The sequence below is a fragment of the Corticibacter populi genome, assembly GCF_004217315.1.
Lineage (GTDB): Bacteria > Pseudomonadota > Gammaproteobacteria > Burkholderiales > Burkholderiaceae_C > Lampropedia > Lampropedia populi.
Genome location: NZ_SGWR01000002.1, coordinates 781,250 through 793,551, shown reverse-complemented (window position 1 = coordinate 793,551; position 12,302 = coordinate 781,250). Strand labels below are relative to the sequence as shown.

Sequence of the window (12,302 nt, the reverse complement as noted above, 5' to 3'; positions counted from 1 at the left end):
CACGGTTGGCCGAATGCCATGCCGGCGCAGACGTTGGGGGTGTTGCGGCGCCCGGGCATGTGGTTATCGCGAAAGCGTATTTGGCGCGCGCCGGCGCGCTGCCTAGAATGGCCGGGACCTGCATCGGTCGCCGGTCGCCGCGGCGCTGGATGTGCTGTGTTTTTGCTGCGTTTTTCACTGCCAAGGGATTGGATCCATGAGCTACCGCTATCTGGGCCGCAGTGGCCTCAAAGTCTCGCGCCTGGCGCTGGGCACCATGATGTTCGGCGGCCCGACCGACGAGGCCTCCTCCCACGAGATCATCGCCCGTGCCAAGGCGCAGGGCGTCAACTTCATCGACACCGCCGACGTCTATCAGCAGGGCCGCACCGAAGAGGTGGTGGGCCGCGCGATTGCGCCGGACCGCGACGACTGGGTGCTGGCCACCAAATTCGCCAACCCGGCCGGCGAGGGCCCCAACCAGCGTGGCACCTCGCGCAAGTGGATCATCCAGGCCGTCGAGGCCAGCCTGCGGCGTCTGGGCACCGACTACATCGACATCCTGTACTTCCACCGGGCCGATTTCAATGCGCCGCTGGGCGAGGGTGTGCGGGCGGTTGCCGATCTGATCCGCGCCGGCAAGGTGCGCTATTTCGGCGTCTCGAACTTTCGTGGCTGGCGCATCGCCGAGGTGGCGCACCTGGCCGATGCCGAGGGCATCGACCGCCCGGTGGCCAGCCAGCCGCTCTACAACCTCGTCAACCGCACCGCCGAAGCCGAGCAATTGCCCGCCGCCGCGGCCTATGGGCTGGGCGTGGTCTCGTACAGCCCGCTGGCGCGCGGCGTGCTGACCGCCAAGTACCTGCCGGGGCAGGCGCCGCAAGAGGGCTCGCGCGCGGCGCGCCAGGACAAGCGCCTGCTCGAGACCGAGTGGCGCGAGGAATCGGTGCGCATTGCCCAGCAGCTGCGCGAATACGTCGCGGACAAGGGCATCGACCCGGTTTCGTTCGCGCTGGGTTGGGTGCTCAACAACCAGCTGGTGACGTCGGCGATTGCCGGGCCACGCACACTGGCGCAATGGGAGGGTTATGTGAAGGCGCTGGACTACCGCTTCAGCGCCGAGGACGAGGCGTTGGTGGACCGCCTGGTGGCGCCGGGCCACCCCTCGACGCCCGGCTTCAACGACCCGGGTCACCCGGTCGAGGGGCGTGTGCCGGCAGTCGCGCCTGCCGCCTGAGCGGCCTGCGCCGGCCCGCGCTGCTGGCGTCGAGCCTGCTGCTCCTCTGTGTCCTTGCCTCCCATTTGATTCGAAAGGTTGCTTTCCATGAGTCAGAATCCCGGCGCCAACCCGTCCGCATCCGACATCGCCCAGTTGTTGCAGGAACGCTATGGAGCGAGCCAGCACTATGAGGTGCTGGACAACGCCATCCTGCGCCATCTTCTGCAGCACCGCTCGGTGCGCGCCTTCGCGCCCACGGCGCTGCCGCCCCATGCCCTCGAGACACTGGTGGCCGCGGCGCAGTCGGGCTCCAGCTCGTCGAACCTGCAGGTCTGGAGCGTCGTGGCCATTCAGGATGCGGCACACAAGAACCAGCTGGCGATCTGGGCCAACAACCAGGATTTCGTGCGCCAGGCGCCGCTGTTTCTGGTCTGGCTCGTCGACCTCTCGCGTGACCGGCTGGTGGCCGATGCGCCCGAGGGTGTCACCATCGACGGCACGGACTATCTCGAATCCGTGGTACTGGGCGCCATCGACGCCGCCATCGCCGCGCAGAATGCCGTGCTGGCAGCCGAATCGCTGGGCCTGGGCGCTGTCTACGCAGGCGCCATCCGCAGCCATGTGCGGGCCATCGCCGAGGACCTGAAACTGCCGCCCTATGTGTTCCCGGTATTCGGCACGGCCATCGGCTACCCGGCCGAGGGGCTGGTCAGCCACATCCGCCCGCGCCTGCCCCAGCCGGCCGTGCTGCACAGCGAGTACTACGACGCCAGCGCCCAGCCACAGGCGGCGCAGCGCTACGACCAGGCACTCGATGCGTTCTGGAAAAAGCAGCACATCGATCATCCGCTGTGGACCAGGCACTTGGCCACGCGGCTGGGCAACGTTGCGCAAAAGGGTGACGCGCGCTACGAGCTGCGCGAGATCCTGCTCGAGCTGGGTTTTCCGCTGCGTTGAGAGCGCCGCAGTCCATCGGGAGGCTGCCGGTGTGGCAACCCTGGTGCCCTGAATCAGAAGTTCGTCTCATAAAGAGGCCGAGGATTGCCGCCATGCTGCGTTGCAAATCCTCGTGATGGCGATGGCTATCACGGCGGTTTGCGCCTTGCCTGACAACGATTTCGACATCCTCATTTATTCAACGAACTTCTGATTCACGACAGTAGCGGGTTCTTCATTCACAACAACCGGGGCAGCGAGGCGGCCAGCAGCGCCAGGCCCGAGAGTGTCAGCAGCCCCAGCACGATCTGGCGAAAGCGCGCCTCGCTCAGGCCGATGTAGAGCCGCGCGCCCAGCAGCGATGGCAGCAGCATTGCCGGCGCGACGATGGCAAACAGCGGCAGCACATCGCGCGTGACCAGTCCGCTGCCCAGATGGATGCCCATGGCCACCAGCAGCATCGAGAGATTGAAGTTCTGGATCACCGCACGCTGTCGGTCCTTCGCAAAGCCGCGCAGCGTACACCATAGTGTCGGCAGCGTACCGCTGAAGCCGCCCAGGCCGCCGAGCACGCCACCTGCCAGGCCCACGGCACCATCGGCGAGGCGCGATTCCAGCCGGACGCGCGGCAGGCTCCGGCTCAGCAGCATGGCCGGGCACCACAGCACCAGCAACATGCCCAGCAGGGCCTTGAACCAGTCCATGTCAAGCCGCGGCAACAGCGCCACGCCAAGCGGCACGCCCACCAGGCCACCCAGCACGAAGGGCGCCAGCAGCTTCACATCAAAGCCTCGGCGCACCGTGATGGCTGCGATGAGCTGCCCCAGCAGCGCGCCGAACACGGCCAGCGTGGCCGCCAGCCGCGGCTCCAGCACCCAGGCCCAGAACGACATGGCCACCAGCCCGAATGCAAAGCCGGAAATGCCCTGGATCAGGCCGGCCACGATGGCCCCCAGGGCCACGATCAGATAAACGCCATCCATTGTCATCTCTCACTGTTGAAGGTTGTCAGTCAGAGACATGCGCGCAATGTCCGGAAGGAATTGTAGGATCGCATATATAAGATAAACATCATATGTTCTGATGATTGGATATGAATTGACTTATGCCTGCGCGCACATCCCCGGACACGTCCATGTTCACTTCCTCCTCCAACAGTGCGTTGGCGCGGCGCCTGGCCGCGCGCTTGCGGATGAAGCACCTGCTCCTGCTGCAGGCCATCGGCGAGCACGGTTCACTCACCCGCGTGGCACAGCACATGGCCACCAGCCAGCCGGCCGTGACGCAGGCGCTGGCCGACCTGGAGGAACTGTTTGGCGCGCCGCTGTTCATCCGCTCGGCGCGCGGCATGGCGCCCACGCCGCTGGGCGAGCTGGTGCTGGCACGCGCCAGTGCCATGCTGACCGATCTGGACCACTGGGCGCAGGACTGTGCCGCAGCCGGGACCGGGCGTGCCGCGCACCTGCATGTGGGGGTGATCCCGTTCTTGCCCGGACGCCTGCTGGCTGCCGCCATCGCGCGCACGCGGCCACAGGGCAAGCGCATCACGGTCAGCCTGCACGAGGGCACCAGCGACCACCTGCTCGAACGCTTGCGCGCCCATGAACTCGACTGCGTGGTCGGCCGCACTTCGGCGATCCTGGACATGCATGGCCTGCGCCATGAGGTGCTTTATGAGCAGGTGCCGCGGCTGATCGCGCATCGGCGCCTGGCCGCCAGGCTGAGCCGCCGTCCGCTGGCCTGGCAGGAACTGGCCGAGCTGGACTGGATTCTCGGCGCGCGCCAGACGCCGATGCGCGAGCAGGTCACCGATTTCTTCCTGCGCGCCGGCGTGCCGCCGCCCGCGCCCATCGTCGAGAGCCTCTCGGCCAAGCTCATTGGCGAGCTGATTGCCGCCAACGAGCGCGCCATCTCCATCGTGCCGGCCGACATCGCGGACGAACTGGCGCGCATCGCCGGCGTGGACATCGTGCAGCACCACTTCGGCTGGACGCTGCCGCCCATCACGCTGTTCGAGCGCACCAGCGGCGCGCAATCGGCCGAGCAGGCGCTGTTTGCCCAGGCGCTGCGCCAGGCATGCGCAGCACTGATGGCGTCATCCCGGCAGGTGGGCGGCGAACCAGCAGATCTTCAGTAGCCGTATCTCAAGGCCGCAAAGAAGTGGCAGACGGTGCCACCGATCACGAAGAGGTGCCAGAAGCAGTGGGCGTACTTGAACCGCGAGTCGAAGATGAACACGACGGCGCCCACGGAGTAGCTCAGCCCGCCGGCCAGCAGCCACAGCAGGCCGGCCGTGGGCATCTTCTCGAGCAATTGGCCGGTGGCGGCCAGGATCAGCCAGCCCATCAGCAGGTACAGGCCCGTCGAGAGCAATGGTGAATTCAGCCGCTGGAGCAGCTTCAGCACCACGCCGATGGCCGCGATCGTCCACACCAGCCCGAACAGCGACCAGCCCCAGCTGCCCCTGAGCAGCCCCAGCGTGAAGGGCGTGTAGCTGCCGGCGATGAAGATGTAGATGGCGGCGTGGTCCGCGCGGTTCATCCAGGCCTTGACACGGCCTGCCGGCAGGGCATGGTAGATCGTCGATGCCAGGTACATCAGGATCATCGTGCTGCCGAAGATGCTCGCGCCCACGACATCGTGCGCCGAGCCATGCTGTGCCGCGTTGATGGACAGGATGGGCAGCGCCGCAATGGCCAGTGCGCAACCAATGCCATGGGTTATGGCATTGGCCAGTTCCTCGCCGAAGGTCTGGTTTCTCTGGATGACTTTCATGCGGATATGGTGCACAAGAGCGGTGACATGCCCGAGCGAAAACCCTTGTTCACAACATGGGCTGGCGCGGTTCGGTCAGCGTCATCAGCACATCGGCGTACCACGCGCCGTTGAGGCCGAGCGATTCATCTTCCATCAGATTGCGTGTGAGCATGTCGATGCGGGTCGAGTGCACGCCCAGCAACTGCCACGACAGGGCGGAGCCGTCCTTGCTGTAGTCGCCGCGGCGGCGCAACACCGGCGAGCCGCTGCTGCCGCGGTGGGTGCGGGCATCGGTGAGAAAGTAGCCCTGCTGCTGGAAACGGATGCCATAGGCCGAGGCGATCGAGGCGCTGCGCGCCACGGCCAGATGGTGCACCGTGTCATGAAAGCCCAGCGGGAAGCCGATGACCGCCAGCGCATCGCCAATGGCCGGATCCTCGCCACGGGCTTCCAGATGCGTCGAGTCAAAAGCTTGGAATACCGATGAGGCGGGCAGGCGCCCTTCTTCCAGCTCGATGACGGCGACATCCACCACGCCGGCGCTGTCGGCGGCCTCGCGCCACAGGCTCAGGCCATTGCGGTACAGGGGAATCGAAAACACCGCATAGCGTGTCAGATTCTGTGCATCGGTGTGTACCTCGATCTCGATGCGGTCGGGAAAGTGGTTGCCCTTCTCGTCAGAGAACACATGGCGATTGGTCGCCAGGAACAGCGCGCCGTCGCGGCGAAAGAAGAAGCCGCTGGCACCCGAGAGTGCCGACTGTCCCAGAAAGGTGGTGATGCGCGTCGTCGTCATCAGCACGGCGGTGGCGCTATCGTGCTGGTCCGCGCGCTGGCCGCTCTGGCCGATGCCAGTCAGTATCGAGCGCATGCGGGCAACGTCGCGCTCGAAGGCGACCAGCACATGGTCGGAGATGGCGGCGTTGAGCATGACGGTGCGGGCCGCTTCCGCATGGGCCTCGAATGAACGCGCCAAGGCTGCATGCCGCGTCGGTGGTTGTGCTTCCAGCAGGGCCGGGAGCAAGGCGTCGATCGCGATCAGGCTGCCCTTGAGCTGGCAGATGCGCTCGGTGGCTTCTTGCAGATTCTTCATCGCCAGGGCCTTTCTCAAAAAGGAAAAGCGCGGGAATCCCCGCGCTTTGAAGGTGGCGTGATCACAGGCTCGGCGGAACTGCCGGGCCCCGTGGCGCTCAACTCACGGTGCGAATGTTGGAAGCCTGCGGGCCCTTGGCACCTTGGGTGACTTCGAACTCGACGCGCTGGTTTTCAGCCAGGGTCTTGAAGCCGTTGTCCTGAATCTCGCGGAAGTGGGCAAACAAATCCTTGCCGCCGTCATCGGGAGCGATGAAGCCAAAGCCCTTGCTTTCGTTGAACCATTTCACGGTTCCGGTTTGTGTCGTCATATCGGTTTCCTTTCGAAATTGCCGAACGCAAAAAACACGCCCGGCGAAGAGACGTCAAGAAAATCATCAATGGAGTTAGACACATCCGCCGACGCGAGCCGGAAAGAGTAAAAAGAACCTATGAACTGACGGTCTTGCACATATCAACGGGTTCATGGTACATGCCTTATGGTGTTTGTGCCGGTTTCATGAAAAATATAGTTGCCGGCAAAAAACAGCGGGCTGCGCCGGATGCCGTGCGAAACGGCGCAAGAATGAAAAAGGCCTCCGTTCGGAGGCCTTTTGGCTGCGATGCCGCGGCGTGTCGGTGCAGCGACTCGCCTGACTGCGGTTTATCGGCGGGTGCCTTATCGGCGCTGGAGCGCCACCTGCACGGTATCGGCCACGTTCTCGGCGGTGAAGCCGAAATACTGGAACAGGTCGGCCGCCGGGGCCGATTCGCCGAAGCGGTCGATGCCGACCACGGCGGCGCAGCCGTACTTCCACCAGAAATCGGTCACGCCGGCCTCGACGGCGATGCGCGGCAGGCCGGCTGGCAGCACGCTGCGCTGGTAGGCCTCGTCCTGGCGGTCGAAGGTGGTGGTGCTGGGCATGGAGACCACGCGCACGGCGATCTTGCGTTCGGCCAGCAGTTTCTGTGCGGCCACCGCCAGTTGCACTTCCGAACCGGTGGCGATGATGACGGCCTGGGCCTGCTTCTTCAGGCCGATGTCGGCCGGCTCGCTCAGCACGTAGGCACCATTGGCGATGTTGTCGAGCACTTCCTCGCGCTTGGGCGCGTAGGCCAGGTTCTGGCGGCTCAGCAGCAGGGCAGTGGGGCGGTCCGCATGGCTCAGCGCCACCGTCCAGGCAATGGCGGCCTCGGTGGTATCGCCCGGCCGCCAGACATCCAGGTTCGGGATGAGGCGCAGGCTGGCGGCGTGTTCGATGGACTGGTGCGTGGGGCCATCCTCGCCCAGGCCGATGGAGTCGTGCGTGAACACATGCACCACGCGGCGCTTCATCAGCGCGGCCATGCGGATGGCGTTGCGGCTGTAGTCGCTGAAAGTCAGGAAAGTGCCGCCATAGGGAATGTAGCCGCCGTGCAGCGCCACGCCGTTCATGATGGCAGCCATGCCGAATTCGCGCACGCCGTAGTTGATGTGGCGGCCGATGCGGCCGTCTTCGGTCTTGACCACGGCGCCCTTGTCATCGATGCGCAGGGCTGGCGTCGAACCGGTGTTGGTGAGGTTGGAGCCCGTAAGGTCGGCCGAGCCGCCCAGCAGTTCCGGCAGGGCTGCGGTCAAGCCCTCAAGCGCCAACTGGCTGGCCTTCCGACTGGCCACGGTGGCAGCCTTGTCGTGGGCGTCGGAGGCAATCCGCGCGGCGATTTCGCCGAAGTTGGCGGGCAGCTCGCCGGCCATGCGGCGGGTGAATTCCGCCGCCAGTTCGGGGTGGGCCTTGGCATAGGCCTTGAAGCGCTTGTCCCAGGCCGATTGGAGCTTCTGGCCGGCGGCCTTGGCATCCCAGGCGGCATAGACGTCGGTGGGAATCTCGAAGGGCGCGGCGCTCCAGCCCAGTCCCTGGCGCACCAGCGCAATCTCGTCAGCACCCAGCGGCTCGCCGTGGGCCTTGGCGGTGTCCTGGCGGTTCGGTGCCCCATAGCCGATGTGGGTCTTGCAGATGATCAGCGTGGGCTTGTCGGCCGATTGCTTGGCCTTTGCGATGGCCTGGTCGATGGCCTCGGCGCTATGGCCGTCGACCGGCCCGATCACGTTCCACTGGTAGGCCTTGAAGCGCTCGGCGGTATTGTCGACGAACCAGGGCGCGACCTTGCCGTCGATCGAAATGCCGTTGTCGTCGTAGAGCGCGATGAGCTTGTTCAGCTTCCAGGCGCCGGCCAGCGCGCAGGCTTCGTGGCTGATGCCTTCCATCAGGCAGCCGTCACCCAGGAACACGTAGGTGTGGTGGTCGACGATGGCGTGCTTGCCGCGGTTGAATTCGGCCGCCAGCAGCTTCTCGGCCAGCGCGAAGCCGACCGCGTTGGTGATGCCCTGGCCGAGCGGGCCGGTGGTGGTCTCGACGCCCGGCGTCACGTCCACTTCCGGGTGGCCGGGGGTCTTGCTGTGGAGCTTGCGGAAGTTCTTCAGCTCCTCGATGGGCAGGTCGTAGCCACTCAGGTGCAGCAGTGCGTACAGCAGCATCGAGGCATGGCCGTTGGAGAGGATGAAGCGGTCGCGGTCGGCCCAGTGCGGATTGGTAGGGTTGTGCCGCAGGTGGCGCGACCACAGCGCCACGGCCATGTCCGCCATGCCCATCGGAGCGCCGGGGTGACCGGAATTGGCTTGTTGAACGGCGTCCATGGCCAATGCGCGGATCGCATTGGCCATTGTGGTGGTGTTGGCCATGGGGGAAGCTCCAGAGGTAGGCGGGTCGAACGGTTTTCGCGGCGGACAGCGAAACAGGCAAAGAAACACGGGCAAAGAAAATGACCAGCCCCATCAACCGCGCCAGTGGGTCCGGCACCGGGCCCGCGGGGATGATGGTGTGGTCTGCGGCGCCATTTTAAGTCAGCGCTGAACCGGCGGCCGTGATGCGGCCTGCCGTTGCGTCTGCCGCCATGCCCCTGGCCGTGTGTCCAGAGCCGGTGCGCACCCCGCACCAGCACGTCCAGCAGCAGGCCAAGCACGCCGATGACGAGGATGGTGGCCATCAGCTCGTCGTAGGCGAGACGGTCGGGTATCGAGGATGAGGCAGCCCTGGCCCGAGGGCACGCCCAGCATCCCGGCGGGCACCAGCATGATCCAGGCGATGCCGACCGGCCATTCGCGCACAATGCGCGCCGGCCCGCCGCCCTCGCGGTCCATCGGCAGAATGCGGTCGGCCACCACGATGGCCTCGTCGATGTCGTGTGTCACCAGCAGCAGGGCCTGCATCTGCATGCGGGTGATGGCGTTTGAAGTCCAGGCCGAAGAGCACGTTCGAGCGCATCGAGCGCCAGGGCAGCAGCCTCGCGTGCTGGAACACCAGCGTCGCGTGTGGGTGCGGCCACACGAGTGGCTGGCCGAGAAAGCGGACTTCGCCGCCTGGCTGCGGTGCCCGTCCGTTTTGATGGTGCGATCTTCTCCCTCGAATGGAAGGAAGCACTATGGGCCAGGTTCTGCATGGGAGCGCCACCATGACAAAGCAAAGGCGATCCGTGCAGCGATACAAAATAGTCAAGAGAGCCTCAGGGCGCTGTCCAAGCGCCATGGCATCAATCAGAAGGCGTAGGCCAAGTGGAAGAAACGGACCTCGGCCGCCGACCTGCCCACCGGGCCCAGGCAGCCATGCTCCACCGTTTTATCCGTCGAGGCTGAGGCAGCTCGTCGCCTTTCGCAGGCACACCCTGCTGGCGCTGGAGCATCTCGCGGCTGCCCGAGATCGAGGGCGACAAACCCGCCAAGAATCGATTCAAGAGCGACCCGATCGGCTGCTTCCATGTCGACATCGGCCAAGTACAGATGGCCGAGGGCATGCTCTATCTTTTCGTGACCATCGATCGGACCTCAAAGTTCGCGCTCACCCTTGGACCAGCGGGCAGGTCGAACGGATGAGCCGGAACCTCAAGGAAGCCACCGTCAAGCGCTCACACTACGACGATCATGCACAGCTGCGGCAGCACCTCGCCAACGTCATCGATGCCTACAACTTCGCTCCCAGGCCCAGGAGATGGAAAGGCCTGACTCCCTGCGAATGCATCTGCAAGCAGTGTGGACAACCGAGCCCGAGCGGTTCAGGCTCAATCCGAGCCTAATGCCGGGACTGAACACCTCAGCCAAGCGCGGCCCGCATCTGCGCAATGGCCGCGTGGTAGTCGGCGGCGCCAAAGATGGCGCTGCCGGCCACGAAGGTGTCGGCACCGGCATCGGCGGCCAGACGGATGTTGCCGGCCTTGATGCCGCCATCCACTTCCAGCCGAATGTCCCGGCCGCTGGCATCGATGCGCCGGCGTGCCGCCTCGATCTTGCGCAGCGCCGAGTCGATGAAGGCCTGCCCGCCAAAGCCGGGGTTGACGCTCATGATGAGGATCAGGTCGATATCGTCGATGACCCAGTCGAGCACGTCGAGCGGCGCCGCCGGGTTGAACACCAGGCCGGCCTGGCAGCCCTTGGCCTTGATAGCCTGGATGCTGCGGTGCACATGGCCGCTCGCATCGGGGTGGAAGCTGATGAGATCCGCGCCGGCATCGGCGAACTCGGCTGCCAGCGCATCGACGGGCGCAATCATCAGGTGCACGTCGATCGGCACCGGCGTGCCGTCGGCCAGCCGTGCGTGGGGACGCAGGGCCTTGCAGATCATCGGCCCGAACGTCAGGTTGGGCACGTAATGGTTGTCCATCACGTCGAAGTGGATCCAGTCGGCGCCGGCATCGATCACATGGCGAACTTCGGCGCCCAGTTGCGCGAAGTCGGCCGAGAGGATCGAGGGAGCGATGCGGTAGGTGGGGCGTTGGGCTGCGGTCATGCAGGCATTGTCGCAAAAAACGCCAAGGGGAACGCCCAGGCGAACACCAGCGCAAAAGCCGCTACCATTGCGCCATGCCCCAACATGCCCGCACCTCCAATACCTTCGACGTGCAGGTCCAGACCCGCTATCTGCCCGAGCAGTCGGATCCTGCGCAACGCGTCTACCGCTTCGCTTACACCATCACCATCACCAACGAAGGCAACCAGAGCGCACAGCTGATCGCGCGGCATTGGGTGATCATCGACGGCAGCAACCAGACCGAGCAGGTGCGCGGCCTCGGTGTGGTGGGCCAGCAGCCGCTGCTGGAGCCGGGCGAATCCTTCGAATACACCAGCAGTTGCCAGCTGCAGACCGCCTCGGGGACCATGCAAGGGCACTATCTGTGCGTGACCGACGAGGGCGATGTGTTCGAATGCCCCATCGAGACCTTCGAGCTGATTGCCACCGACATGCCGGCCGGCATCAGTACGCGCATGAGCAGCAGCCGGTTGCTGCACTGACGGCGGCGGTGCGGCGCATGGGCGAATTCGACCTGATCGAGCGCTTCTTCACACGCCCTGCCCAGGCGGGCTATACGGCGGCGGTGGCCGTTGGTATCGGCGATGACTGCGCCATCCTCCAGCCCTCGCCCGGCATGCAGCTGGCCATCTCCAGCGATATGCTGGTGGCCGGCCGCCACTTTTTCACCGATACCGATCCGGCGCGGCTCGGCCACAAAGCGCTGGCCGTGAATCTGAGCGATCTGGCCGCCTGTGGCGCCGAGCCGCTGGGCTTCACGCTGGCGCTGGCGCTCGAGACCATTGAGGCGCGCTGGCTGCAGGCCTTCTCCGGCGGCATGCTGGCGCTGGCCGGGCAGCATCACTGCCCACTGGTGGGAGGCGACACCACCAAGGGACCGATGACCATCAACATCACCGTGTTCGGCCAGTTGCCGCAGGGCCAGGCGCTGCTGCGCAGTGGCGCCCGCCCGGGCGACGATCTGTATGTGAGCGGCACCATCGGCGAAGCCCGCGCGGGTCTGGCGCTGCTGCGTGGCGAATGGACGCTGGCCGATGCCGCCCTGCGGCAGCACCTGTGCCAGCGCCTCGAGGCGCCCACACCGCGCCTGGCGCTGGGCCAGCGCCTGCGTGGCATCGCCAGCGCCGCCATGGACCTCAGTGATGGCCTGCGCGGGGACCTGGGCCACATTCTCAAGGCCTCGGGGGTCGGCGCCCACATCGATGGTGTGGCCGTGCTGGCCACCAGCCCCGCGCTGTGGCAGGCGCTGGCGGCCTGGCCAGCGCAGCGCCAGATCGCCTTTGCGCTTGCCGGCGGCGATGACTACGAACTGCTGTTCACCGCCGCCCCCGCCGAACGCGCCGCCATTGCCGCCATCGGCGCAGCGCTGGCGGTGCCGGTGCAGCGCATTGGCCGCATCGTGGCCGGGCACGGCATCACCGTGGTCGATGGCGACGGCCAGCCCGTCCCGCTGGATCTGCCATCGTTCGACCATTTCGGCTGAACAAGCATGCGCGTGGACG

The 12,302-nt window shown here is 65.8% G+C and carries 12 protein-coding genes and 1 pseudogene; 6 read left to right on the top strand and 7 right to left on the bottom strand.

Annotation, left to right across the window (positions count from 1 at the left end; translation table 11 throughout):
* Positions 1-196 precede the first annotated feature (196 nt).
* Together EV687_RS09740 and EV687_RS09735 are read left to right on the top strand one after the other, a co-directional pair.
* Positions 197-1,216 carry an aldo/keto reductase gene (locus tag EV687_RS09740; protein WP_122230347.1) on the top strand — a complete coding sequence of 340 codons (1,020 nt, stop codon included), beginning with the start codon at positions 197-199 and terminating at the stop codon, positions 1,214-1,216.
* Between the two features lie 87 nt (positions 1,217-1,303).
* On the top strand, positions 1,304-2,155 hold the full coding sequence (locus EV687_RS09735; protein ID WP_122230349.1) for a nitroreductase family protein: 852 nt from the start codon (positions 1,304-1,306) through the stop codon (positions 2,153-2,155).
* Between the two features lie 218 nt (positions 2,156-2,373).
* Here the strand turns inward: EV687_RS09735 and EV687_RS09730 are convergent, their stop codons facing one another.
* Entirely contained in the window at positions 2,374-3,117 is a 744-nt protein-coding gene (locus EV687_RS09730) for a sulfite exporter TauE/SafE family protein (protein WP_122230351.1), read from the bottom strand.
* Between the two features lie 152 nt (positions 3,118-3,269).
* Here EV687_RS09730 and EV687_RS09725 point away from each other — a divergent pair, with 152 nt between their 5' ends.
* A complete protein-coding gene (locus tag EV687_RS09725) occupies positions 3,270-4,271 on the top strand; it encodes a LysR family transcriptional regulator (RefSeq protein ID WP_122230353.1) in 1,002 nt (333 codons plus the stop codon).
* On the opposite strand, the gene trhA is transcribed toward EV687_RS09725, so the two are convergent.
* From trhA to EV687_RS19385, 5 genes are all read right to left on the bottom strand, one after another.
* On the bottom strand, positions 4,265-4,909 hold the full coding sequence (gene trhA, locus EV687_RS09720) for a PAQR family membrane homeostasis protein TrhA (protein WP_122230355.1): 645 nt from the start codon (positions 4,907-4,909) through the stop codon (positions 4,265-4,267). The two genes, EV687_RS09725 and trhA, sit on opposite strands and share 7 nt — an antisense overlap.
* A gap of 49 nt (positions 4,910-4,958) precedes the next feature.
* Entirely contained in the window at positions 4,959-5,984 is a 1,026-nt protein-coding gene (locus EV687_RS09715) for a trypsin-like serine peptidase (RefSeq protein ID WP_122230357.1), read from the bottom strand.
* 97 nt (positions 5,985-6,081) lie between these two features.
* The gene (gene cspE, locus EV687_RS09710) at positions 6,082-6,294 is read right to left on the bottom strand and encodes a transcription antiterminator/RNA stability regulator CspE (protein ID WP_122230359.1); all 213 of its coding nucleotides are present in this window, start codon (positions 6,292-6,294) and stop codon (positions 6,082-6,084) included.
* Between the two features lie 347 nt (positions 6,295-6,641).
* Complete coding sequence (gene tkt / locus EV687_RS09705) at positions 6,642-8,681, bottom strand: transketolase (protein ID WP_122230361.1); 2,040 nt, start codon at positions 8,679-8,681, stop codon at positions 6,642-6,644.
* Between the two features lie 162 nt (positions 8,682-8,843).
* Entirely contained in the window at positions 8,844-9,215 is a 372-nt protein-coding gene (locus tag EV687_RS19385) for a hypothetical protein (protein WP_423201078.1), read from the bottom strand.
* A gap of 206 nt (positions 9,216-9,421) precedes the next feature.
* Between EV687_RS19385 and EV687_RS09690 the strand changes: the two are divergent.
* Positions 9,422-10,086 (top strand): annotated as a pseudogene (locus tag EV687_RS09690) (transposase family protein); the annotation flags it as partial.
* Here EV687_RS09690 and rpe read toward each other — a convergent pair.
* Positions 10,087-10,779 carry a ribulose-phosphate 3-epimerase gene (rpe, locus tag EV687_RS09685; protein WP_122230363.1) on the bottom strand — a complete coding sequence of 231 codons (693 nt, stop codon included), beginning with the start codon at positions 10,777-10,779 and terminating at the stop codon, positions 10,087-10,089. It abuts the pseudogene before it with no gap.
* Between the two features lie 74 nt (positions 10,780-10,853).
* Between rpe and apaG the strand changes: the two genes are divergently transcribed.
* Both apaG and thiL read left to right on the top strand, forming a co-directional pair.
* A complete protein-coding gene (gene apaG / locus EV687_RS09680; protein ID WP_122230365.1) occupies positions 10,854-11,282 on the top strand; it encodes a Co2+/Mg2+ efflux protein ApaG in 429 nt (142 codons plus the stop codon).
* Positions 11,283-11,299: 17 nt separating this feature from the next.
* Positions 11,300-12,283: a thiamine-phosphate kinase gene (gene thiL / locus EV687_RS09675; protein WP_122230367.1), complete on the top strand. Its 984-nt coding sequence runs from the start codon at positions 11,300-11,302 to the stop codon at positions 12,281-12,283.
* The last annotated feature ends 19 nt before the right edge of the window (positions 12,284-12,302 follow it).